This window comes from uncultured Olsenella sp. (genome assembly GCF_959602185.1).
Taxonomy (GTDB): domain Bacteria; phylum Actinomycetota; class Coriobacteriia; order Coriobacteriales; family Atopobiaceae; genus Olsenella_I; species Olsenella_I phocaeensis.
The window spans coordinates 82,534-107,026 of the sequence record NZ_CAUGRZ010000008.1; the positions used below are offsets into that span (position 1 = coordinate 82,534).

At 67.3% G+C, this 24,493-nt stretch carries 19 protein-coding genes; 6 read left to right on the forward strand and 13 right to left on the reverse strand.

Going from position 1 to position 24,493, the window contains the following annotated elements:
* Nucleotides 1–18: 18 nt before the first annotated feature.
* The 5 genes from Q5923_RS06920 to Q5923_RS06940 form a co-directional block, all read right to left on the reverse strand.
* Nucleotides 19–867, reverse strand: a complete 849-nt coding sequence (locus Q5923_RS06920; RefSeq protein ID WP_009277892.1) for a metal ABC transporter permease — start codon at nt 865–867, stop codon at nt 19–21.
* Nucleotides 867–1,631, reverse strand: coding sequence for a metal ABC transporter ATP-binding protein (locus Q5923_RS06925; RefSeq protein ID WP_009277893.1), 765 nt, complete (start codon nt 1,629–1,631; stop codon nt 867–869). Before Q5923_RS06925 ends, Q5923_RS06920 begins: the two co-directional genes overlap by 1 nt.
* Nucleotides 1,631–2,638, reverse strand: a complete 1,008-nt coding sequence (locus Q5923_RS06930; RefSeq protein WP_303133093.1) for a metal ABC transporter substrate-binding protein — start codon at nt 2,636–2,638, stop codon at nt 1,631–1,633. The genes Q5923_RS06925 and Q5923_RS06930 overlap by 1 nt, the downstream gene beginning before the upstream one ends.
* 271 nt (nt 2,639–2,909) lie before the next feature.
* Entirely contained in the window at nt 2,910–5,633 is a 2,724-nt protein-coding gene (gene polA, locus Q5923_RS06935; protein WP_303133066.1) for a DNA polymerase I, read from the reverse strand.
* 429 nt (nt 5,634–6,062) lie between these two features.
* Nucleotides 6,063–7,481, reverse strand: coding sequence for an FAD/NAD(P)-binding oxidoreductase (locus Q5923_RS06940; protein WP_072499830.1), 1,419 nt, complete (start codon nt 7,479–7,481; stop codon nt 6,063–6,065).
* A gap of 406 nt (nt 7,482–7,887) precedes the next feature.
* On the opposite strand from Q5923_RS06940, the gene Q5923_RS06945 reads away from it, so the two are divergent.
* Nucleotides 7,888–9,984 (forward strand): glutamine synthetase III, encoded by a 2,097-nt coding sequence (locus tag Q5923_RS06945; protein WP_072499829.1) that lies wholly within the window; start codon nt 7,888–7,890, stop codon nt 9,982–9,984.
* A gap of 316 nt (nt 9,985–10,300) precedes the next feature.
* On the opposite strand, the gene Q5923_RS06950 is transcribed toward Q5923_RS06945, so the two are convergent.
* Nucleotides 10,301–10,894, reverse strand: a complete 594-nt coding sequence (locus tag Q5923_RS06950; RefSeq protein WP_072499828.1) for a manganese efflux pump MntP family protein — start codon at nt 10,892–10,894, stop codon at nt 10,301–10,303.
* Nucleotides 10,895–11,043: 149 nt separating this feature from the next.
* Here Q5923_RS06950 and Q5923_RS06955 point away from each other — a divergent pair, with 149 nt between their 5' ends.
* A complete protein-coding gene (locus Q5923_RS06955; protein ID WP_072499827.1) occupies nt 11,044–11,973 on the forward strand; it encodes a zinc dependent phospholipase C family protein in 930 nt (309 codons plus the stop codon).
* Between the two features lie 135 nt (nt 11,974–12,108).
* On the opposite strand, the gene Q5923_RS06960 is transcribed toward Q5923_RS06955, so the two are convergent.
* The 7 genes from Q5923_RS06960 to ligA form a co-directional block, all read right to left on the reverse strand.
* Nucleotides 12,109–13,512 carry a cation:proton antiporter gene (locus Q5923_RS06960; protein WP_303133068.1) on the reverse strand — a complete coding sequence of 468 codons (1,404 nt, stop codon included), beginning with the start codon at nt 13,510–13,512 and terminating at the stop codon, nt 12,109–12,111.
* 171 nt (nt 13,513–13,683) lie between these two features.
* Complete coding sequence (locus Q5923_RS06965) at nt 13,684–15,294, reverse strand: carbohydrate-binding domain-containing protein (protein WP_159430784.1); 1,611 nt, start codon at nt 15,292–15,294, stop codon at nt 13,684–13,686.
* 265 nt (nt 15,295–15,559) lie between these two features.
* Entirely contained in the window at nt 15,560–16,252 is a 693-nt protein-coding gene (locus Q5923_RS06970; RefSeq protein WP_062529642.1) for a DUF4956 domain-containing protein, read from the reverse strand.
* Nucleotides 16,253–16,267: 15 nt separating this feature from the next.
* Complete coding sequence (locus tag Q5923_RS06975; RefSeq protein WP_072499824.1) at nt 16,268–17,080, reverse strand: polyphosphate polymerase domain-containing protein; 813 nt, start codon at nt 17,078–17,080, stop codon at nt 16,268–16,270.
* Between the two features lie 265 nt (nt 17,081–17,345).
* Nucleotides 17,346–17,777 (reverse strand): type II toxin-antitoxin system VapC family toxin, encoded by a 432-nt coding sequence (locus tag Q5923_RS06980; protein ID WP_062529638.1) that lies wholly within the window; start codon nt 17,775–17,777, stop codon nt 17,346–17,348.
* A gap of 2 nt (nt 17,778–17,779) precedes the next feature.
* Nucleotides 17,780–18,019, reverse strand: a complete 240-nt coding sequence (locus Q5923_RS06985) for a hypothetical protein (protein ID WP_009277905.1) — start codon at nt 18,017–18,019, stop codon at nt 17,780–17,782.
* A 161-nt stretch (nt 18,020–18,180) separates the two neighbouring features.
* A complete protein-coding gene (gene ligA / locus Q5923_RS06990) occupies nt 18,181–20,394 on the reverse strand; it encodes an NAD-dependent DNA ligase LigA (RefSeq protein WP_303133072.1) in 2,214 nt (737 codons plus the stop codon).
* A 400-nt stretch (nt 20,395–20,794) separates the two neighbouring features.
* Here ligA and Q5923_RS06995 point away from each other — a divergent pair, with 400 nt between their 5' ends.
* The 4 genes from Q5923_RS06995 (at nt 20,795) to Q5923_RS07010 (ending at nt 24,491) form a co-directional block, all read left to right on the forward strand.
* Nucleotides 20,795–21,823: a hypothetical protein gene (locus Q5923_RS06995; protein WP_303133073.1), complete on the forward strand. Its 1,029-nt coding sequence runs from the start codon at nt 20,795–20,797 to the stop codon at nt 21,821–21,823.
* Nucleotides 21,824–22,429: 606 nt separating this feature from the next.
* A complete protein-coding gene (locus Q5923_RS07000) occupies nt 22,430–23,200 on the forward strand; it encodes a S9 family peptidase (RefSeq protein WP_062529629.1) in 771 nt (256 codons plus the stop codon).
* A gap of 146 nt (nt 23,201–23,346) precedes the next feature.
* A complete protein-coding gene (locus Q5923_RS07005; RefSeq protein WP_009277909.1) occupies nt 23,347–23,661 on the forward strand; it encodes a PadR family transcriptional regulator in 315 nt (104 codons plus the stop codon).
* The gene (locus Q5923_RS07010) at nt 23,658–24,491 is read left to right on the forward strand and encodes a DUF1700 domain-containing protein (RefSeq protein ID WP_303133076.1); all 834 of its coding nucleotides are present in this window, start codon (nt 23,658–23,660) and stop codon (nt 24,489–24,491) included. The genes Q5923_RS07005 and Q5923_RS07010 overlap by 4 nt, the downstream gene beginning before the upstream one ends.
* Nucleotides 24,492–24,493: the final 2 nt, after the last annotated feature.

The following is a 24,493-nucleotide window of genomic DNA, read 5'->3' on the forward strand; positions in this document are numbered from 1 at the left end:
CGCGCGAGAGACCAGCCCCTACGTCAGACTGCTCCTGTGACGCAGCTCGGCGATCAGCCCATGGGGACCAAAGACGCAGGCCAGCGCGAAGAGCAGGCCCAGGACCACACCGATCATGCCGCCCGAGGAGGCATCGAGGACGTAGCTCGCCCAGATGCCCAGCACGGTGGCGACGACGGCGACGAGCGGCGACAGCCACAGCATCTTCCAGAAGCTGTCCGTCAGCATGCGCGCCGTGGCACCCGGGGTGACGAGCATCGCCACGGAGAGGATGATGCCCACGGCCTGCAGCGACACCACGACGGTCACGGCAAGGGCGCACAGGAGAATGCCGCTCAGCAGCTGGGGCGACTTCCCCAGCGCCTGGGCGTGCATGGGGTCGAAGGCGAAGAGCACGAGGTCCCGCCTGAGCAGCAGGAGCACCGCGAGCACGATGGACCCAAGTACGATCACCTGGTACATGTCGGGCACGCCGACGCCCAGGAGGTTGCCGAAGAGGATGTGCGAGAGGGACACCTGGCTGGGGACCTTCGAGATGAGCACGGTGCCCAGCGAGAACAGGGTGGTGAACACGATGCCCATGGAGGTGTCGGCGCGTATCTGCCCGCTCCTCCTCACCACTCCGATGAGCGCCACCGCGAGGAGCGCCGCGACGACGGCACCCACGGCGTAGGGAAGCCCCAGCATGTACGAGACCACCACGCCGGGCAGCACGGCATGCGATATGGCGTCGCCCATGAGCGACCAGCCCACGTGTATCACGTAGCAGCTGATGACGCCACAGACGAGGGCCGTGGCAAGGCCCGTGACGATGGCGCGCTGCATGAACGCGAACGAGAGCAGCTCGAGGGCTGCCACGCCTTCCATCAGGCCACCAGCTCGCGGGCGCGGTGGTCGTCCACCGAGAACGCACGGGAAAGCACTTCCGGCCTGAGCGCCTCGCACGCGGGACCCTGGAAGATCACGGACCGCCTGAGGAGGATGGCCTGGTCGAACTCCTCTGCCACCATGTGCAGGTCGTGCACCGCCACGAGCAGCGTGATTCCCTCGCCCGAAAGCTCGCGCATGAGCGACGCGAGCGTGGCCTCGGAGCTCTTGTCGACACCGGCGAAGGGTTCGTCCATCAGCATGAACCGTGCCTGCTGCGCCAGCGCACGCGCGACGTACATGCGCTTGGTCTGCCCCCCGGAGAGGGAGGCGATCGGACGATAGCGCAGGTCCTGCAGGCCCACGCGCGCGATCGCCTCGTCCACCGCGGCATGGTCCGCGCGAGAGGGGCCACGCAGGGGTCCGAGCCTGCCGTAGCGCCCCAGCATGACCACGTCCTCCACGGAGAGGGGGAAGCCCTCGTCCGAGACGTCGCGCTGTGGCACGTACCCCACGAGCCCCAGGCGCCGTGCCTGCGCCGAGTCGCGGCCGTCGAAGCTGACGCTCCCCCGCTGGGGCCTCTCGACGCCCATGATCACCTTCATGAGCGTCGACTTGCCCGCCCCGTTGGGTCCCACGAGGGCGCAGAGGCTGCCCTTCGCGAGGCCGATGCTCACGTCCTCGAGCGCCGGGTACATGGCGCGCGGGTACCGCAGGGTGACCCCCTCCACGCGGAGGGAGTCGCTTGAGGTGGCGTGCGACATCAGCGTACCCCTCCCGTGAGGCCGTCCACGATGGTGCGGGCGTCGTAGCGCAGCAGCTCGAGGTAGTTGGGCACCACGCCGCCCTCCTCCGAGAGGGAGTCGACGTAGAGCACGTGCCGGTCATCCGTCGCGAAGGCGGCGCCGGTCTCGTCCGCCACCTGCTGCATAGCCTTGGGGCTCACCGTGGACTCGCAGAACACGCAGGGCACCTTGGACTCCCTCACGCGCCTGACCACGTTCGCGATCTGCTGGGGCGTGCCCTCGTTCTCGGCGTTCACGGGCCAGAGGTAGACCTCCGAGAGGCCGGCGTCACGACAGAGGTACGAGAACGCCCCCTCGCAGGTCACCAGGGTGCGCTGGTCCTGGGGCAGGCCAGCAAGGCCCTTCTCCATCTCGTCGGCGACGGACTGGAGCTCCTTCTTGTACTTCTCGCCGTTGGCCTTGTAGTCATCCGCATGCTCGGGGTCGAGCTCCGAGAAGGCCTTCACGATGTTGTCAACGTAGACCATGCCGTTCTTGGGCGACATCCAGGCGTGCGGGTTGGCGTTGCCCTGGTACTCGCCCTCCGAGATCTGCATGGGCTCGACGCCCTCGGAGAGGTTGGCGCGACGTGCGCTGGAGTCGCTCATGAACTTCTCGAACCAGCGCTCGAGGCCCAGGCCATTCTCGAGCACGAGGCTCGCCCCCTGGGCACGCTTGATGTCGTCGGGCGTGGGCTCGTAGTCGTGGATCTCGGCGCCAGGCTTGGTGATGGACTGGACGTCCAGATGGTCGCCGGCGACGTTCTGTGCCATGTCCTGGATGACGGTGAAGGTGGTCAGGACCACGGGCTTCTGAGCCGCGTCCTTCGTTGTGGCGTCCGTGGTAGGGGTGCCTCCCGAGCAGCCAGAGAGGGCGAGGCTCAGCATGAAGGCGCAGGCCAGGGCAACGATGCAGGGCAGTGCCTCATGGGCCAGAAGGGCGAGCCGCGCCGTGCGGCTCCCGTCGAGGGAGGCATATCGTTCCATGTAGCTCACGGGTCTTCCTTTCGAATCCCGACAAGGTCGAGTCCATATGGCATTAGTTAGTCTTGTCTAACTTTATCGCCCACAGTGTATGACAGATAGTTAGACATGGCAAACTTATTAGCATGAAAAGAGGTCATTCTCCCCACGGAATGAGAGTGGGACCCTCTCCCCATACGGTTCTTGTGAGGAGAAGGTCCCATCTACCAGCGACGATGGAGGCTGCCGGCGTGGCCGCCCAACGTGGTCGCCCAACGTGGTCGTCCGATGCCCCCTACTTCGCCTCCGCCCAATTGGAGCCGAAGGAGACGTCGGCAATCAGCGGGACGCGCAGCTTCACGACGCCCTCCATGGTCTCCTTCACCAGGGCCGAGAGTGCCTCCACCTCGTCCTTCGGGCACTCGAAGTCCAGCTCGTCGTGGATCTGCAGCACGAGCTTGGAGCGCAGCCCCTCCTCGCGGAGCCGCGCGGCCACCTGGACCATGGCGATCTTGATGATGTCAGCCGCCGTTCCCTGCATGGGGTGGTTCATGGCGGTCCTCTCGCCAAAGGAGCGCAGCTGGAAGTTGCGGCTGTTGATGTCCTTGATGTGGCGCTTCCGTCCGAAGGACGTGGCGACCCATCCGTTCTTGCGGGCAAACTCCACCTGGGCGTCCAGGAAGGCACGAACGCCGGGGTACACCTCGAAGTAGCGGTCAATCATCCGCTGGGCCTCGTCGCGTGAGATGTGCAGCGAACTGGAGAGGCCAAACGCCTGCTGCCCGTAGACGATGCCGAAGTTGACCGCCTTGGCCCGGCTGCGCAGCTCATGCGACACCTCCTCGACAGGCACGCCAAACACGCGCGCCGCGGTTGCGGCATGGAAGTCGGCGCCCTCGCAGAAGGCCTCGACCAAGTGCTCGTCGGCAGAGAGGTGGGCGAGCAGCCTGAGCTCGATCTGGGAGTAGTCACAGGCGAGGAACACGCTGCCCTCGGGCACGGTGAAGGCCGTGCGCACGCGGTGTCCCAGCTCGGAACGGGTGGGGATGTTCTGCAGGTTGGGATCGGAGCTGGAGAGCCGGCCGGTCGCCGCGACGGTCTGGTTGAGCGTGGTGTGGATGCGGCCGTCCTTGCGGATCAACGCGGGCAGCGCGTCCAGGTAGGTGCTCTTGATCTTGGCGCGCTCGCGGTAGTCGAGCACCGTGCGCACGCGCCCGTCCTCGCTCGCCAGGTTCTCGAGGGTCTTGGCATTGGTGGAATAGAAGCCCTTCTTGGTCTTCTTCAGCCCGAGGGTGGGAAGTCCCCACACGTCAAAGAGCACATGGCTCAGCTGCTGCGGGGAGTCGAGGTTGAAGTCCTCCCCCGCCGCCGCCTTGACCGCCGCGACCATCGAGCCGATCTCTTCCCCGAGCTCCGCGGACTGCGCCGCGAGCGCGGCGGGGTCGGCGTGCAGGCCACAGCGCTCCATCTGCAGGAGCACCGGGAGCAGGGGCATCTCGAGTCCCTGGAAGAGCCTGAGGGAACCGTCCTCCTCGAGCCTGCGCGCGAGCTCGGGCCTAAGGAGGCGTGCCGCAAGCGCGTCGACGCCCGCCTTGCCGACCTCGTCCGTCGCGGCGGGCAGCGGCACGTCGAGGTACGCCCCGGCAAGGGCCACGGGCGAGAAGTCCACATCGTCCGACGCCAGCAGGTAGCCTGCCACGCCGACGTCGAAGATGCGCGCGGCGTCCAGCTCGCCGACCTCAACGAGGGCGGGTTCGGAGGAGTCATAGGGGCAGGCCAGGTGCAGCAGGGCCTTCGCGTCGCCCGAGGCGAGCCGACCCTCGCACGCGATGCGGGCGAGGGCGCTCGTGGCGTCGGAGGCGGCGAACTTGAGCAGCGCGGCCTCGGTGCTGACCCAGACGGTCAGGGTCTTGCCGTCGCCCAGGTCAAGCGCCAGCTGGCCACCAGGGCCCTCGACCTCCTCGAAGGAGGCGCCCAGCCACTCGCCGGCGGCAAGGGCGACGTCCAGGGCCTTGCGCGCGTCGTCGCCCTCGAGCGGGGCATCGAGGGCGACCTGAGGGGCCGGCGACTGCTCCGGGACGTCCTCGACGCCGGCAAGGCGCACGATGCGCCCGGTCATGCCCGTGAACCCAAGGGCAGAGAAGGCCTCGGCCACCTCTGCCGGGTCGAAGGTGGGAAAGCGAGCGTCCTTGAGCTCGAGCTCGAGCGGCGCGTCGGTCCGGATCGTGGCGACCTTGCGGCTAAGAAGGGCGTCGTCCACGTGGGCGCGGAGGTTCTCTCCCATCTTGCCCTTGACCTCGTCCGCATGGGCTATGACCTCGTCCAGGCTTCCGTACTGCACGATGAGGGCCGCCGCCTTCTTGGGACCGATGCCGGGAACGCCGGGGATGTTGTCCGAGCTGTCTCCCTTGAGGCCGTAGAAGTCGGGCACGAGCTCGGGCGTGACGCCGTGGTAGAGGTCGTCCACGCTCTCGGGCGTCATGATGGCGACGTCCGAGGTGCCCTTCTTGGTGGAGACGATGCGCACCCTCTCGGTCGCGAGCTGGTACATGTCGCGGTCGCCGGTGACCAGCAGCATCTGGTAGCCGGCCTCCTCTCCCCTGCGGGCGAGGGTGCCCAGGATGTCGTCGCCCTCCCAGCCCTGAAGCTCCGCCACGGGCACGTCCATCGCGCGGAGCAGCTCCTTGACCATGGGGAACTGCTCGTGGAGGTCGGGGTCCATGGGGGGGCGCTGGGCCTTGTACTGGGGCAGCATGTCAATACGGACCTGCGGCCGGCCCTTGTCGAATGCGCAGATGATGCCATCGGGGCGGAAGGTCTCGACGAACTTGACGAACATGTTGAAGAAGCCGAAGAGGGCGTTGGTGGAGCGTCCGTCCGGCGCGCTCATGGGCTGGCGGATGGCATGGAAGGCGCGGTGCATGAGCGAGTTGCCGTCGATCACGGCGATGGTGCGCTGCTCCGCGGGCTGCGCGGTGGGCTGGGCCTGGGCGGCCTCGGTGCTTGGCTGGTCTGGCATGGGTGCTCCTTGCTGTGGTCGAGGGACGTTCGCGAGCGCGATGGCCCCAGGCCACATTGTACCCGCGGGCCGGGACGGCAGCGGAAGGGGCGAGGAGCCTGGGATAGGGTCCTCGACGACGTCCGGCGCGCGTCTCAGCTGCTCGAAAGTGTCCGACACGTCCAAGGCACCAGAGAACTCGCAGGTCGCGATTCTTGCTCAGACGCATTGGACGCTGTCGGGCAAAAGTAGCGCGCGTTGGACGTTGTCGAACGGGGCAGGCACGTTTTCGGCACGCCGCGCTCCAGCCAACCGTTCAGGACTCGCCCGAGATGACAGCAAACTGCAATCTCGAGCGAGTTCTGAACGAATCGGACGAGATAGGCCAGGCCACCCGGCCGGGACCCAGCCCGGCCGGACGACCCCGACCCCGCCGAATGTCTCCCGGCCCTACCGCACTGCGTCGGCCTCGGCCACGGCCTGCATGGCCACGGCGCCGACGTAGTTGACGGGCTGGCCGAAGTTGGGCTGGAAGAAGAAGTCGAAGCCCGCCAGCTCGTCGATGGTGTTGTGGTTGTGAATCGCGATCGACACCGCATTCGCGGCCTGAGAGATGTCATGCCTGCAGGCGAACTGCGCCCCCTTGACCTCGCGGGTCGTGGGGTCCCAGGTCAGGACGCAGGTCACGGGCTCGGTGGTGAGCATGAAGTCGGGACGGAAGTCCTGCACCAGCGTGGTGGAGGCGACCTCGACGCCACGCGCCGCAGCGCCCGCCACGGTAAGCCCCGTCGCCGCGAGCGAGAGGTCATAGAGCTGCACGGCCGAGGTCGCCTGCGTGCCCAGGTAGGCCTTCGTGGGCTCGACGGCGTTGGCCCCCACGAGCAGCCCCTGCCTCACCGCGTTGGTGGCCAGGGGGATGTAGTCGTCCTCGCCCGTGGGGTTGTAGAGCACGGTGGCGCTGTCACCCGCCGCGAACACGTCCTGACAGGGCTCCGCCTCGGGCATGCCGTCCTCGTCGAGCAGCGTCGCACGCATGTAGGGGTCCACCCTGATGGCCCCGTTGCGCAGCATGTCCAGCTTGCCCTGGAAGAGCTCGGTCCGGGGAGAGAAGCCCGCGGCCATGATCAGGTAGTCGACGCGGCGCTCGACCCCACCACTCGTGACGCTGACCCCCGCCTCATCCGCCTCGACCCTTTCGACCATCTGGCCGAAGGCCAGCTCCACGCCATGGTCGCGGTAGGCTTCCTCGACCAGGCGGGTGACGTCCTCGTCGAAGTTCTTCGCGAGTGCGCGATCGAGGCCGTCGATCAGCGTGACCTTCGCACCCATGAGTGAGGCCTGCTCAGCGAGCTCGGCCCCGATGTAGCCCGCGCCCAAGACGGCGACCGACCTGGCGTCGGACATCCTCTCCTTGATCTGGCGACCGTCGTCCCAGTTCTTGCAGCGCAGGACGCGACCGGCCTGGAAGCCCTCCGCCAGGCCGGGAATGGGCGGAATCACGGGCTTGGAGCCGGTGGTGACGACGATCTTGTCAAACGGGAGGGTCCCCTCGCCCTCGCCGTCGAGCTCGCGCCAGGCCAGGGTCTTTGCCGACAGGTCGACGGAGGTCACGTCGCAGCGCATGTGCATGGTGGCGCCGAGCTCGGCCAGGGCCGCCGGCGAGGAGTAGAACATGCGCCTGGGGTCCGACACGTGGCCGCCCACCCAGAGCGCGATGCCACAGGAGAGGAACGAGAGCGTGTCGTTGCGCTCGAAGACGTGGACCTGCCAGTCGGGATGTGCTGCGAGGATCGACTGGGTGGCAAAGGTCCCCGCGTGGGTGCAGCCCACGACGGCGACGGTCAGGGCCCCATTCTTGCTGTCTGGCATCAGTGCTTCCCCTCTCTTCCGGTGGCGCTTCCTGCGCCCTCGTGCCAGCTGCGGGAGGGAATGCGGTCACTCTCGCCCCTGGCCTCTTCGCTTTAATGTTACCTAATTACTAACATTTTTGGGGCGAGAGGGACGAGCTCCTTTTGGGACGAGAGGAACGGCGGCCTTTGCGGAGACCCTCACGGGGATCGTCGCCCCACCCGCGAACGACGCGTCCCCTCTCACCCAGCCACGCCAAGTCGCGAGCGCATGGGGCAGGCGGGGCACCCGAGCGCGGCCAATGCCCGCATTTCGTGTCGGTGGCCGTTCACTCCCCTTTAACAGGGGTCAGGTAGTGTACCTTTCGGAAAGAAACGCAGGCCCGGGCCACCGCGGAGCGCGGGCTCACAGGGGAATTGGGGGCACCATGTCAAAGGACAAGGTTTCCGAGGAATACGGCAGCCTGGTCTTCACGGACGCGGACATGCAGGACCGGCTTCCCAAGCCGACCTACCGCGAGCTCCGGCAGACCATCGACGACGGCAAGCCCCTCGACCTCGACATCGCCAACGAGGTCGCGCATGCCATGAAGGAGTGGGCGCTGGAGAAGGGCGCCACCCACTTCACCCACTGGTTCCAGCCGCTCACGGGCATCACGTCCGAGAAGCACGACAGCTTCATCAACCCCAAGGACGACGGCACCGTGCTCATGGCGTTCTCGGGCAAGGAGCTGGTCCAGGGCGAGCCGGACGCCTCGAGCTTCCCCAACGGCGGCCTGCGCGCCACCTTCGAGGCCCGCGGCTACACCGTCTGGGACCCCATGAGCCCCGCCTTCATCAAGGACGAGGTGCTCTGCATCCCCACCGCCTTCATCAGCTACACCGGCGAGGCGCTGGACAAGAAGACCCCGCTCCTGCGCTCCGAGGTGGCCCTCGAGAAGCAGGCCAAGCGCGTCCTGGCGCTCTTCGGCAAGGAGCCGCGGCGCGTGGTGACCACCTGCGGCCCCGAGCAGGAGTACTTCCTCATCAAGGAGGAGGACTACGAGGCGCGTCCCGACCTCATCCTCTGCGGCCGCACCCTCTTCGGCTGCGAGCCCGCAAAGGGCCAGGAGCTCGAAGAGCACTACTTCGGCGCCATCCGCCCCTCCGTCAACGCCTTCATGAAGGAGGTCGACGACGAGCTCTGGAAGCTCGGCGTGCCCGCGCGCACCAAGCACAACGAGGTCGCGCCCTGCCAGCATGAGCTCGCGCCCATCTTCGAGCAGGGGCCGCTCGCCATCGACGACAACCTCATCACCATGGAGAAGCTCAAGCTTCTGGCCACCCACTACGGCCTGGCCTGCCTGGAGCACGAGAAGCCCTTCGAGTACGTGAACGGCTCGGGCAAGCACGACAACTGGTCTCTTTCCGCCGACGGCGAGAACCTGCTCGAACCAGGGGACAAGGCCGAGGACAACCTGCAGTTCCTCGTCTTCCTCGCCTGCCTGGTCGCGGCCGTCGACGAGCACGCCGACCTCTTGCGCGCCTCCGTCGCGTCCGCGGGCAACGACCACCGCCTGGGCGCCAACGAGGCGCCCCCGGCGATCATCTCGGTCTTCCTGGGAGACGCGCTCTCGCCTGTCGTCGACGCGCTCATCCGCAAGGAGCACGCCGAGTCCCACGACCGTGAGCTCGTCGACCTGGGGGTGCCCGCCCTACCCGACGTGCTGCGCGACAACACCGATCGCAACCGCACCAGCCCCTTCGCCTTCACGGGCAACAAGTTCGAGTTCCGCATGTGCGGCAGCCAGCAGAACCTGAGCGACCCCAATGTGGTGCTCAACACCGCCGTGGCCGAGCAGTGCGACCGCTTCTGCTCCTACGTGGCGGACCGCATCGACGAGCTGGGCGACTTCACCCAGGTGGCCATGCGCTTCGTGCGTCACACCTTCCGCGACCACCAGCGCGTCATCTTCGACGGCAACGGCTACGCCGACGAGTGGGAGGAGGAGGCGGCCCGGCGCGGGCTCCTCAACCTCAAGACCACGCCCGACGCCCTCCCCTGCATGGTCGAGCCCCAGAACATCGCCTTCATGGAGAAGTACTCCGTCCTCAGCGAGGCGGAGAGCCGCGCGCGCTACGCCGCCGCCGCCGAGCAGTACGCGAAGCTCATCAACATCGAGGCGAACACCATGGTCTACATGGCGCGCCACCTGTACCTGCCCGCCCTCTTCAGCTACTCGGGCGACATCGCGACCTCCGTCGCCGCCAAGGCCGAGATCGGCATCGCCGCGACGGCCGAGAAGGCCACCGTGGTCGCACTCACCGACGGCATCAACGCCATCCACGAGGCCGTGGCAGAGCTCGAGGAGAAGAACTCCCACGCGCATGGCATCGCAAGCTGCAAGGAGCAGGACGACTTCTACCGCGACGAGGTCATCCCCGCCATGGCGCGGCTGCGCGAGCTGGTGGACGGCATGGAGAGGATCTGCGGCAGGGACTACTGGCCCGTGCCCAGCTACAACAGGATGCTCTTCTACGTCTAGGCCGCCGCGCGTGCGTGCTGCCCGCAAGTGCGTCCGTCGCGTGTCTCACCTTGCCGACGACGTCCAACGCGTGTCTCATTTCATTGACAGCGTCCAACGCGTCTGATGCCTCCGCGTTTGCCCAGTTGGCGCGCGGCGCTCAGACGCGTTCGACGTAGTCGAACATCAAATAGACGCGCTGAGCGTAGTCGCGCACTGGGTTGACGCGTTCGACGTAGTCGCATAGCGGACAAACGCGTTGGACGTAGTCGCGCGGCAGACGAACGCGTTCGACGTGCTCGCCCCACCCACCTCGCACGGCGAAGGGGCGCGCCGTCTACCCCAGGAAGGCCCTCAGGCCGATGATGACGAGCACGACGCCGCCCGCCACTTCGGCGCGGTCTCCCAAAAGGCAGCCGAGCCTGCGGCCGATGGCAAGCGCGACCACGCAGCAGGCTGCCGTGGTGAGGCCGATGACGCCCACGGCAAGCGGCAGGTTGACGGCCATGGCCCTGAGCGACACGCCCACGGCGAAGGCGTCGATTGCAGTGGCGACCGCCTGGAAGAGCAGCGTGGCAATGGTCAGGCGAGAGGCGCTCCCGTCCTTCCCCGAGACCACCGCGACCTGGCAGGCCTCGCTGGAGCTTGGGTCCATGAGCGCCGCCGCGCCCTCGCGCACCATGCTGCCCCCGATGACCCCCAGGATGACCAGGGTCACCACTCCGGAGTAGGCCTCGATCAGCTCCGCCGCGAGCTCTCCCAGGTAATAGCCCAAAAGGGGCATGAGCGCCTGAAAGGCACCGAAGAAGAGCGGCATGAGCAGCAGGCGCGAACGGCGCTCGCCGCCGTACACGAAGCTGTTGGATATGGTGACGGCGAAAGCGGCGGCGGAGAGCGCGAGGCCCAGGATGAATATTCCTGCGATGGACACGGCACAACCCCCCAACTGCGCTCGCGATTTTGCACAGAAACGCGATTATACGACTGCCCGGCCCGATGGGACGGACTCGATGCCACGGTCACAAAATGGTCTACCCTGTAGCCCAGTCATCCGCATGGGACGAGGCAAGGAGCAGCACGATGCCGGCACTTATCACGCACCACCTGTTTGGCGAGGAGGCGGCCGCCCTCCTGCCCCAGGGGATTCTGGCAGACGAGCAGGACCTCCTAGCCTTCCTCCTGGGCAACCAGGGTCCCGACCCTCTCTTCGCGCGCTTCTCGACCCTTCCCCGAACGGCTGCCACCTGCCATCGCCTAGGCAGCCTCATGCACGGCCAGAAGGTGCTCGACGCCTTCCTCGCCCTGCGCGACGCCGTGAGCCACCTGCGCGAGGACGACAAGACCTGTGGCCGCGCCTTCGCGCTGGGCATGCTCAGCCACTACGCGCTGGACAGCGGCTCCCATGCCTTCGTGTACGCCCAGCAGGCGACCATCATCGCGGCGGCGGACGGGCTCGAGGACGCACAGAGCGAGGTCCACAGCCTGATCGAGACCGACATCGACAGCTGGCTCCTCTGGGAGCTGCGCCGCCAGACCGTGGTCCAGGCGCCTCCCGCCGACATGCTGGCGCGCACGGAGCGCATCGACCGCGTCGCGGGCGCCCTGCTCTCCCAGCTGGCCTGGCAGGTCTACGGCGTCTCGCTCGACGCGGAGGAGTACGCCGGTTGCACCCACGACTACGAGCTCCTGTACCGCGCCATCGAGCCCGTGGGCTCGCCTCGGGGTCGTGCCCTCATGGCAGTGGAGAGGCTCGTGCGCCCTCACTCCAAGCTGGCGTCCCTCGCCCATCCCGTCTGGGAGGGCGGAGACTGCCCTGCCGCAAACCTGGACCGTCACGAATGGGCGGACCCCTCGACGGGAGAGCGGCGGTTCGAGAGCTTCCCCGACCTCTTCTATGCGGCGTTGGACGCCTGGCCCGACCTGGCGGAGGCCTTCGTCACGCGCGACGTCGAGGCCCTGCGGGAGCTGGCGGGACGCGTCGACTACGACGGCAGGCCCCAGGAGGCCTAGCGGCCTGGGCAGCGCCCGAGCAACCTGACGACCGGCGGCATGCGGCCCGGTCCGGAGCCTGGGGCAAGGAGGCCCGAGCGACGTGGGCCCGCAGCCTGGCTCGGCGGCGCGAGCGCGTGGCGCCGCCCCTCTCCCCTACTCTTGGGGACTCTGGGGACGGTGGCCCTCCGCACGCGAGGCCCTGCCCCTGCCGGCAAGGTAGTCTGCCGAGCTGATCTGCAGGCCGCGACTCCTGCCCAGGCGGCGCTGCTCCCGAAAGACGCGCTGCCGTTCCTGGTAGGCCCTGCTGTGGCCCTCCACGACCTCCCTGAGGCTCCCCTCGCCGTGCGCGACCTCGAGCACCGCCGCCGCGACATCGGCCTCGTCCGCCACTCGGACGAAGGAGGTCAGCACGGGGATGACCAGCACCGTGAGCGCTGCGGCGGTGACCAGCACCGACGCGCTCTGCGACGCCATGACCCCGCCCTCCACCGCGACGGAGGTAACGGCCACCACCAGGGGCAGCGCCATGGTGCAGTAGGCAGCAACAGAGACGAGCTCACGCCAACCCAGGTCGCGGGTCCCGGGGTCCAGGCGCAGAGAGAGCGCCACCATGACCCCGCGCACCAGGACCAGGGCGCCCATGAAGCCGAAGAGCAGCGGCAGGTTCTGGGTCGCGGCCGCGAGGTCGATCCCCGCGCCAGATATGACGAAGAAGGCCGGCTGGAAGAAGCCATTCGAGATGATGTCGATCTTCTCCTCCATCTGCTCGTTTCCCTCGGGGAAGAGCGCGCGCAGGATGAAGCCGGCTGCAAAGGCGCCGAGCACCGCGTCGAAGTCGAAGTAGGTGACGGCCAGGAGCAGGAGCACCAGCACGGCGGACACCATGCGCAGGAGCGGCTGGGAGGCATGTCCCACGTCGTTGACCAGGAAGCGCCAGAAGCGCGCGCCGACGTATTTCGCCTTGGCGGAGAGCCCCAGGACCAGGAGGGCGATGAGCCCGAAGACGGCGAAGCTCGCCAGGGTGCGCGTGGTGGAGCGGGACGAGAGCAGGAAGGACATGGCGATGACGGGCAGGAGCTCCCCGAAGGCACCGTGCACGGTGACGATCCTGCCCACGCGGGTCTCCGTGAGACCACGGTCGCGCAGGATGGGGGCGAGGGTTCCGTAGGCGGTGGTGGTCATGGCGATGGCCAGGGCCATCCACGCCGCCGGGTCGGAGAGACCGAGGTTGGCGAAGAGCGGAACCAGGGCGCTGCCCACGGCAAGGGAGGCCACCCACGACGCGGCGGCGACGCGCCCGGAGTGGCCCACCAGCTCTCGGGGGTCAATCTCGTAGCCCGCCTTGAGGAAGAGGAAGCCCAGCCCGAGGTCGCTCACCAGGCTGAGCGCGACGCTCGAGGTGTTGATGACCTTGAGGCCGTGCGCGCCCAGGATGGCTCCTGCAAAGACCAAAAAGACCACCTCGGGCACGGCACGGCCGGGCACGAGGCTGGCGAGGAAGGGCGCGAAGGCACAGACGGCCAGGATGAGCGCCAGGGAGAAGAGTATCGTGTTCATGCGCCACACTATAGCGCCCCCACGTGTGCAGGGCGTGGGGGCGCCGTTCGCTCCAACTCCTATGTCCCGTCCCGCGCAGCCCATCTGCGAACTGCTCAGGATGATCAATTTACCTGGTTATTCTCTCTTTCGCGCGCAAACTGGCCGTAATCTGCGCGGTTAGCGCCCGAGTCACCGGCCATCAGGCGAGAGGAGCCCCGGATCGATCCGCGCGTCGCCCGAAGTCGAGCCGCCTCCGGGGGCGAACCCTGGCTGGCCCGGGCCCGTCTGGCCGCCTCCGCCCTGCGGAGCACCGCCGCCCATGGCGGCGCTCACGTCGCTATAGGTCGTGCCGTCCATGGTCACCTCGGTCGAGCTGCCTCCGATCTCGAGGCTGTAGCTCTTGCCGGACTCCACGCCCGGAGCGCTGGCCAGCACGCAGGCGAAGGACTTGGCAGGCGAGAAGGACGCGAGCGTCTCTCCGCCGGAGTCCTTGAGGGTCACCACATCACCGGCGTCGCCCGAGGCTGCGACCAGCATGCTTCCCTGCGAGGAGGAGGCCGAGAAGCCCTCGGCCATCCCCGCGGAGCCCGCCGCCACGACGATGCCGCCCGATATGGTGGCCGTGGAGCCGTCGCCGTAGTCTATGGCTCCATCGCCGTCGCCGGTGGGGCCGCTCACGTAGGTCTCGCCCCCCGTGATGGTGAGGTCGCCGTTGGAGTCGATGCCGTCGCCCTCGGCGTTCACCACCACCCTTCCGCCACTGATGAGGATGGATGCGCTGGAGTCGGAGCCCATCATGCCACCGCTCGGCGCCGACGGTGCCTGACCGGACTGGGCGGAGTCCGTCACGCTCGTCGAGTCCGTCGCGCTCGTCACGCCCGTAGCGTCCATAGTGCCCGTAGACCCCGTCGGGTCGCCTGCCGCGTTGAGGCCGTCATCGCTCGAGACGACGCTCGTCTCGCCGCCCGTGATGCTGACGCGCGCGCCCTCGACGCCCTCGTAGCTCTGGGTGACGTTGACGCTGCCACCGTTGATGGCGAGGTCGTACTCGGCGTGGAGCCCGTCGTCCTGGGCGGCGACGCTCACGCTGCCCCCATCCACCTGCAGGACCGAGCCCGCGTCGATGCCGTCGCTGCCTGCGGTGATGCCCAGCGAGCCTCCGGCGAGGTAGACGTAGCCCTTCGAGGAGTCCTCGTCGTTCTCGGCATGGATGCCATCCGTGCCTGCCGTGAGGGTCCAGGCGCCGCCGTTGACGCGGACGCTGTCGTTGGCCTGGATGGCATGGCCCGCCGCGCTCACGTCCACGATGCCGTCCACCAGCCGCAGGTCGTCCTTGCAGACGATGCCATGGCCCTGCGAGCTCGAGACGCTCAGGTTGCCATCGCCGTTGATGGTGAGGTCTGACTTCGAGAAGACGGCGCCATCCACGTTGCCATAGTCCGACTCGACGTCCGCACCGCTTGCCGTGAGGGTGTTCTGGCTGCCCTGAGCCAGGGTCAGGAATACCTTGTCGGCCTGCGTCACGACGAGGGCGGCGCTCGAGGAGCTGCCCACGCTCGCACCGTCGAGCACGACCTGCACCTTGTCCTCCTCCCCCGCGCTCACGACTATCCGCCCATCCGACAGGCTGCCGCTGACGACGTATGTGCCGCTCTCGGTGATGGTCACGGTACCGCCGTCCACGCTCGCCCCGTCGCCAGTGACCTTCGACCCCGAGTCGGCGAGCTCGACGCGCGTGGCGCCCGACTCGTCATAGCTGGCATCGAGGTCGCGGTCGGTGAACTGGGAGCTTGCATCCACCAGGCTGATCGCCGTCCCACTCGCAACGGAACTGGTCGATCCGGACTCCGTCGAAGCGCCCGTCGCAGTCGATGACTGCACGGCGCTTGCGGTGCAGCCTGTGAGCGGGGTCGCAGCGAGGGCGAACGCCAAGCCTGCGACGATGACGCCACCACGAAGGCCATGCATACGCCCCTGGGAAGTGGCCGCGACCAATCCGCACCTCTCCCCTTGTCCGAAGTCACCCGTGCGAGCCCCCGTGGGCTCCCCACCTTCGTTGCGTCTCCTACATCTCATTTCCCGCCACCTCCCGATGCGCAAGGGCAACCTCGAGGTTGCCGTTCCGGCAGCGCAGCTCGTCCATGAGGGGCCGCCCCTGCTCCGGTTCGCGCAGACAGACGTCGTAGACGAGCTTGTAGAGGCTGCCCATGTTGGTGGTCTTCACCGAGACGAGCTCATGCTGGCTGGTGTAGCGCTCGAGTAGGTCGTCGAAGGCGTGGGTGTGGTCCAGGTCCTCGGGAATGGTCACGCGCAGGCTGAGGTGATCGTCCTCGGTCCCGTGGCCGAAGTCGACTGCCTGGAGCACGAGGTTGCAGCCGCCTATGGCCACGGTCACGATCGCGGCGAGCGCCAGGTAGCCCATGCCGCAAACCAGGCCCAGGGCCATGGCCAGGAAGATGTAGGCGATGTCGCGAGCCTGGCCGGGGACGCTGCGAAAGCGCACCAGGCTAAAACCTCCGGCAACTGCGACGCCGGTCCCCACGTTGCCGTCGACCATCATGATGACCACGGCGACGATGGCGGGAAGGGTGACCAGGGACATGGCAAGGCTCCGGGTGTGTCGGCCGCGGTAGCCGTAGATGAGGGCGAGGGCGAGCCCCAGCGCCAGGGCCACGAGCATGCAGACGACGAACTCGAAGGCGTCCTGCGCCGTGGTGGCGTTGCTGAGGTTCGTGTCGTTGAAGAGCGTCTCGAACATGGCTGGGTTCCTCCTCTAGCCTCGTTGGATGACGTAGGGCGCTATGCCGCGGCGAAGCTTGGCACGGACCTGCTCGCCGGCACGGGGACCCGACACCAGAGGCAGACCTTCCCTCCCGCCTGTCGACAGGACCTGCTGGCGCAGGGGACGACGGGAGGACTGAAGTCGCCAGGCGGCCCCGTACTTCGAGAAGCTCGCCTTGAAGATCCTCTGGGAGACAAGGAACTCGACCATCCAGAGGGGCAGGGCCCGGCTGCTCTTGAGCTCCATCAGCGTCTCGCCGGGGGAAATGAGCAGCTCGCCGTCGGTGGGGCCCGCCAGGCTCACGTCGTCCCAGCGGCAGCGGATGCCTTGGTCGAGGGTGACGCGGAAGTCATGGTCGCCGCGGGCGAAGAAGGCCTCCCGCTCGTAGGCGAGGTACATCGCCGGACGCAAGCCTTCGTAGACGGACGCCGCCGTGGCGATCTCGCACTCGATTTGCCCCTGGGGTGCCCGCTCGCCGACGAGCGTGGCCTCCGCGGCGGCGAGGGGAAGGGTCGCGCGACGCTTGTACACCACCCCATCGAACTTCTTCTTGAGCTCGAGGAAGACGAGGGAAGACTCGCGCGCGGGCACGTAGCTGCGCAGTCGGAGCTTCTCCTTGTAGAGCGGGTGCTCCTCGGAGCGTCGGGCCAGAAGGTGGGTGGGGGTGTCGTAGTAGACGTTGCGCACGGTGGACGCCCCATGGGCATCAGGCTCCATGTGTGCCGCCAGGAGCTCTTCGAGGAGCCTGCGCTGGTCCTCCCGCAGGCGGTACTTGAGCTCGTTGCGCTTGAAAACGAACTGCATGCTGCCTCCTCTCCTCGCCCAGCTCAGGGTGGCCGTCACGGCGTCTGGAGGCTGGGTTGGAGGCATTATGCGAGTCGAAATCGTAAGCTAGCTTAAAATCCATGGCGGCCCACCAAAGGGCGACCACATTCTTGGTAATCTGAAACTATATTGACAAATTTCTGAAAACCTGAAGACTGACAAGGCGAGAGGGACGGAATCGATGCGGCATGCGACCGCAAGGCGTGCGCCGTCGCCCAGCCCCGACCCTCTCGCCTGGCGCGACCTACGCCTGGGGCGGCACGTCGTCGGGAATCTCGAACTCGTCCCAGCACTCGACCCGCAGTCCGTCCACGCGCTTGAACTCCCTCACGTTCCTCGTCACGAGTGTCGCTCCGTTCGCAAGTGCGGTCGCGGCGATGAGCAGGTCGTTGGGCCCTATGACCATACCTTTGCCCGCGAGGTCCTGTCGAATCCTGCCATAGGTCCAGGCGCAGCGGTCATCGAAGGGCAACACCCGGTAGGGTGCCAGGAGCCTCTCCACCGCAAGCCTTGACTTCGAGGGGTTTCCGGAGCGCTCCGTGCCATACGCGAGCTCCCCCACGACCACCGCAGGAACGCCAAAGGACTTCGGGTCGCTGGAACGGAGCGCCTCAAGGGTGCCCGGAAGCCTTCCGCGCAGAAACTCGACCAGTACGCAGGAATCGATGAGGTACATGGCTAGGCCTCGAACCAGTCGCAGGCCTCGTCGAGGGAGGCATCAAGGGCCTCGTCGTCCTCTGCCGGAAAGTCCGGCAGCGACCCGTAGAGGTCGAAATAGCCCGAGGGCCATCCAGACATGAGCTGACGCTCGCGCAGGATGCCGCCCACGAGCTTGGATATCGAGACGTGCTCGCGCGTTGCTTCGCTGCGAAGCCCCTCAAGAGTCGCGTCGTTCACATAGAGCGAGAGCTGCGCCATCGTTCCACCCCTTCATCCATTCGAAGAATGACAAGTATAGTGTCAAGTATAGAGAATGACCGAGGCGATGGCCCTACTATCACGGCGATTGGGACCACAGGCTTGGTCACCGCCAAACAGAGCAGCAGCCAAGCAGCCCCGACCCTCTCGCCTGGCGCGACCTATGCCTGGGGCGGCTCCCCCGTCGCGAGGATCTGCGCAAGCGCCGCCTCGTCCAGCACGGGCACGCCCAGCTCCTGCGCCTTGGCGAGCTTGGAGCCCGCCGCCTCCCCCGCCACGACGAAGCTCGTCCTCTTCGAGACCGAGCCCGAGACCTTGGCGCCCAGGGCCTTGAGCTGGTCGCCCGCATCAGTGCGCTTGTAGTTCTGCAGCGTGCCCGTGAGCACGAAGGTGAGGCCTGCCAAGGACTGTGTCCGCTCGGGCTCGCGGACCTCCTCCTCGAGCACGACGCCCGCCTCGCGCAGGCGTTCGACCACGGCGACGTTCTCGCGCACGGAGAAGAACTCGCGCACCGACGCCGCGATCTTGGGTCCGATGCCATCCACCTGCGCGATCTCTTCCTCGCTCGCCGACGAGAGGGCGGCCATGCTGCCGAAGCGCTCGGCGAGGAGCACCGCCACGTTGGCCCCCACGTGACGGATTCCCAGCCCGAAGAGCACGCGCGAGAGCCCGCGGCCCTTCGACTCCTCGACCTGCGCCATCACCTTGCCGGCGATGGTCCTCCCCACCAGGATCGGGTCGCCCTCCTCGTGGTCCTTCGCGCTCGTCTCGTAGACGCGGCCGGTGTCGACGCCGGCGAGGAGGTCCTCGCTGAGCGCGTCGTAATAGTCCGCGACGTCCGTGAGCAGGCCCTGCTCGACCATGCGGCCCACGAGCTCGTCGCCCAGGCCGTCGATGTCCATGGCCTTGCGGCTGCCCCAGTGGATGAGGCGCTCGGAGGCCTGGGCCGGACAGTCGATCGAGACACAGCGGAAGGCGACCTCGCCCTCCTCGCGGACCACGGGACTCCCGCAGCTGGGACAGGCCTCGGGCATCTGCCAGAGGGGGCGCGCCTCGTGCCCGGCGGCCAGGTCGCCCTCGGTCACGGGACCCACGACCTCGGGAATCACGTCGCCCGCCTTATGCACCACGATGGTGTCGCCCACGCGCACGTCCTTGCGGCGCACCTCGTCGATGTTGTGCAGGGTCGCACGGGCGATGGTCGAGCCGGCGACCACGACGGGGTCGAACTCGGCGACCGGCGTCAGGACGCCGGTGCGGCCCACCTGGACGCGGATCTCGCGCAGGACGGTGCGCCTCTCCTCCGGGGGAAACTTGAACGCGATGGACCAGCGCGGGGCGCGGGCGGTAAAGCCCAACGCGTCCTGGCCAGCGAAGGAGTCGACCTTCACCACGACGCCGTCGATGTCGTAGTCGAGCTCGTCTCGGTGCGCCAGGGCGTCGGCGCAGAAGTCATGCACCTCTCGGGAGCTGGTGACGAGGGCGGCGCGGTCGTTCACGTGGAAGCCGCAGGCGCGCAGCCAGTCGAGGAAGGCGTGCTGGGTGTCCACGGCCAGCGGGGACTCGTCCGCCACGGCATAGATGAAGGTCTCGAGGTCGCGGTGGGCGGTGATGGCCGCGTTCTTCTGGCGGAGGCTGCCGGCGGCGGCGTTGCGGGGGTTGGCAAAGACCTGCTCGCCGGCGGCGTCGCGCTCTTCGTTGAGGCGCACGAAGCTGTGCTTGGGCATGTAGACCTCGCCGCGCACCTCGATGGAGTGGCCAAAGCCGCCGTCGGCGACGTCGTCGAGGCCTGCGGGCGCCAGGGCACGCGGGATGTCGTCGATGGTGAGGACGTTTGCCGTGACGTCCTCACCCGTGGTCCCGTCCCCACGCGTGGCGGCACGCACCAGCTGGCCGTCGCGGTAGGTCAGCGCCACGCCCAGGCCGTCGATCTTGAGCTCGCAGGTGTAGGCGACGGGAGCGTCGGGCGTGGAGCCCAGGGCCTCGTCGGTGCGGGCAAGCCACTCGTCGAGCTCACCCAGGTCCATGGCATCGTCGATGGAGTACATGCGCTGGGCGTGCTGGACGGGTGCGAACTGCTCGCTCACGTAGCCGCCCACGCGCTGGGTGTAGCTGTCGGGGCGCGCGAGCTCGGGATGGGCAGCCTCGATGGCCTGCAGCTCACGCAGGGCGCGGTCGAAGTCGGCGTCCGACATCTCCGGGTCGTCGAGGGCATAGTACTGATACGCGGCGTGCTTGAGGATGCGGTCGAGCTCTGCGGCGCGGGCGGCTGACGACTGCTGCGCGGCGGGCTGCGATGCGGGGACGCCGACGGGGGTACCGGCCGGGTCGTCCCCGCTCGCGAACATCGACATCTGCGACTGCTCCTGTGCCATGTGCCTCTCCCTTGCACCGATTCTTCCGGCGACGCGCACTCGTTGCGCCGTCGATTATCGCATTCCCGGCACGTCCCGCCGCGCCGGGGCGCCGCCGCCTCTCCCCCGCCGTCGCGCCGGACGCCCGCGCCTCTCCCCCGCCGTCGCGCCGACCCCGTTCCCCCCTTTCGTTCTCTATGCATTCTCCTGAAATGGACCATGCGCCAACTGGGCTTTTGCGATGACAATTTCAGAGAACGGCATAGAGAAGGAGGGGCCCTGTCATGAACTTGCATAGAGAACGTGGCAGCTAAGCGCAAAGCTACCGTTTGCGGAACAACAACCAGACGGGCGGTGTGGACGTCTCCCCACATATGGGAAATCATTCCATTTACCAGTAGTTCCCGTCGAAGGGGGAGGCGTGGAGGGAAGCGTGACGGACGAGCTGAGAGTGGCCCTGGACGACGCCGAGGCACGCGAAAGCTGCCTGGTTCCATCCACCACGGCCGTACGGAATCGTCTCGACCATCTGACCCGACGTGGGGAGCTTGCGCGCGTCCAGAGCTCTGCCTACGCACGTGCGGCACACTGGGATGGGCTCGATGCGGCCAGGCGCGCGATGTGCCGAATTCGGGCGCTCGCGACACTCCATCCCGACTGGGTGTTCTGTGGGGCTTCAGCCGCGCTCGTCCATGGGCTCTCCGTCTCGTACCGCTCCGCCAGTCGCATCGAGGTCGCCACGCGCAAAGAGGCACCATGTCGTTCGACAAGAAACGTCGGAAGGCACGTCATCGGGCGCGACGAGCGCACGGTCGTCGCGGGCATACGGGTCTCGACCTTGGAGCGGACCGTCTACGACTGTCTGAGGAGACTCGACTTCCGAGGCGGGCTCGCGCTCGCCGACTCCGCACTGAGGGTGACCGGAAAACCACGGGAGTGGCTCACGTCCCTGTTCGCGGCACCTCACAAGGGAGCTCGCGGCATCAAGCACGCGCGCGTGGTGGCGTCCTATGCCGATGGCCGTGCGGAGAGTGGCGGCGAGTCGATAGCTCGTGGGGCGATGATAGAGCTTGGCTTCATGCTTCCCGAGCTGCAGGTCGAGGTGCCAGACCCGCTGGAGCCCTGGCATGGCTACCGTGTCGACTTCGCTTGGGCGGCGCTCGACGGAGCGACGGTGTTTGGCGAGTTTGACGGGCGAGAGAAGTACCGCAACCCCCGCATGACGCAGGGGAGAGATGCCGTTGACGTCTTTGCCGACGAGCGCCTGCGGGAATCCAGGATCAGCGCGCAGGGCGCGCGCATCCTGCGCTTCTCGTTCGCCGACCTGCTCGATGACCAGCGCTTCTCTCGTCTGCTTGTGGCTTACGGGGTCCCGAGGGTGGGCGAGCCTGGAAGAATCGAGCTTCGCCCCGGCCATCGTGATTGGCAGCCGTCCGACAGCAAGTTCTGATGGTAGGTTCCAACGGCGGGTTCCGGTGGTGAGTTCCGGCAGCGGGTTGGCAGCGGAATCCCCCCCGCATACGGCGTTCTCTATGCAACTCTCTGAACGACAACACATCGCAACTGGGGTTTTGTAATAGCGATTTCAGAGAAAGGCATAGAGAACGAGAGTTGAGGGCGCACAAGTCAGGAACTTGCATAGAGAACGGAGGGTGAGAGAGGTGGCAGGGTGAGGGCGCGTCGCAGCAGGGTACGGCATCGTAGCGGGGCGCGTCGCCGCGTCGCAGCAGGGTACGGCATCGTAGCGGGGCGCGTCGCCGCGTCGCGGCAGGGTACAGCATCGCAGCAGGGCACGTCGCCGCGTCGCGGCAGGGCACAGCGCCGCGGCAAACCACTGCGCCGCAGCAATACGGGTCACGGCGGAGGGATGCCGGCATCCTCCCTCGCATTACGTCCGTGGGTCGAAGTGCGCGGCAGCCGACCCAACGTCCCCGTCGTCCCCTAGAATCCTCACAATGCGCAACACACCGCGCATGGCATCGCACGCGACCCGCCGCAGGCGCAAGCGCCACGCATGCGCGCAACGACGCCATGCGTCGCAGGGGATGGAGGCCACATGGGAAGCTACGTCGAGCGCGAATGGTGGGGCCGGCGCGAGGACCGGGACATCTACGGCAAGCTCTTCCTGCCCGAGGGTTTCGACGACGGTCGCCCGCGAGCCACCGCGATCTTCTCCCACGGACTCGCCACGAACCGTGGTGACATGGAGCCCTACGCCCGCACGGCGGCGGAGCGCGGCATGGTCAGCTACGTCTTCGACTTCTGCGGCTCGGGACCCTACAGCCGCTCGAGCGACCAGCCTGGCGGCATGTCGCTCTTCACCGAGCAGCACGACCTCGAGTCCGTTGCATGGGAGCTCTCGCGGGAGCCCTTCGTGGACGAGGACAACGTCTTCCTCATGGGAGCCAGCCTGGGGGCCACCGTCACGCTCATGGCCGCGCGCGCCAACGCCGAGCTCGTGCGCGCCTGCGTGTTGCTCTATCCCGCCTTCAACCTGCACGACTCCGTGCGCGCCGCCTGCCCAAGGCGAGAGGACATCCCCGACGAGTTCCCCATCATGACCACGACGGTGAGCAAGGCGTTCCTGCAGAGCTGCTGGGACTACGACTTCTTCGAGCACATCCCCTCGTTCCCTCGCGACGTGCTCATCTGCCACGGCGACAGCGACCAAGCCGTGCCGCTCTCGTACTCCGAGCGTGCCGCGGCGCTGTTCCCCCACGCCGAGCTGCACGTCGTGCACGGCGGGGGCCACGGCTTCGTGGAGCCGGCCTACAGCGAGGTCGTCAACGTGGCGGCTGACTTCCTGGTGAGTCACATAGCGCACTGACCCGTAGCGTCCCGACGGCGCCGAACCGTCCCGCACGCATCGCACACGTCGCCCTCCCCTCCTGTGGAGTCGGCCTCTTTTCCTCTTTACATCATACTGTGCTTTACATAGTATGATGTAAAACACAGTTAGAGAGAGGAGGGAAGTTGGACTCGCAATTCAAGCGTGGGTTCCTCGATGCGTGCGTTCTTGCCATCCTCGCCGCACAGGACTCCTACGGATACCAGATCGTGAGGGATGCTCCGCCATCGCTGGAGCTTTCGGAGTCGACGCTCTATCCCGTGCTCCGTCGCTTGGAGAAGCAGGGCGCCCTCACGGAGTATCGCAGCGAGCATAACGGTCGCCTGCGCAAGTACTACTCCATCACCGAGCAGGGGCGCCTCCAGCTACGGGAATTCGTCGCCGAGCGCGACGCCATCGACCGACTCATGGACTTCATCCAGAAGGGAGCGGAGCAATGAACAAAGGGGCATTCCTCGACGCGCTCGAAGGCGAGCTGACAAAACGTCGGCTCTCGGCAGACGAGGTCCGTGCGGCAAGGGAGTACTACGCCGACGCCATCGACGAGCGCATGGACGACGGGCTCTCCGAGCAGGAAGCCACCGCGTGCATGGGGTCGCCCGTCACCTGTGCCCAGGCGGCAGCCAGCGAGACGGCTCCCGTCCCCCACCTCGTCCGTCGCTTTGCCACGCGCTTCGCGTTGGTCAACCTCGTGCTGGCAATCCTGACGCTCCCCGTCTGGGGGATGTTCGTCATCGCGTTCCTGATGATAGTCGCGTCGGCATACGTCACGCTCTTCTCCCTCCTGCTCTGCGCGTGGCTCTTCTTTGGCTGCGGGATCTTTCTGGGGGTCGCGAGCGTCGTGACGTTCTTCTCGTCCCTCCACGCAGGCGTGCCCTTCTCCGGGCTCTTCGTCCTTGGCGTGGGGATGCTCTCCACGGGCACGGCGCTGCTCCTGCTTCCCCTGGTCGCCTGGGCGACGCAAGCCCTCGTGGAGACCATCCGTCTGCTTGGCCTTCGGATCGTCGGCCTCTTCAGGCGAGGCGGGCAGGGTGATACGGCGGCATCGCGACCCCGCACGAGGCTCCACGCCCCTCGATGGCCCAAGGAGTTGCTCTCTTCCGGCCTGGGCTTCGTGGGACTTGGGGCCCTCTCTACTCTCACAGCGCTCGTGAGCTGCGGATTTGATATCAGCACGCTGCCTGGCGTCCCCGTTCAGCAGCTGGGACGGCTGACGGTGAACCTCAATGGGCTCCTGCACCTTGGTGACTCGATACTCATAAATCTCTAACA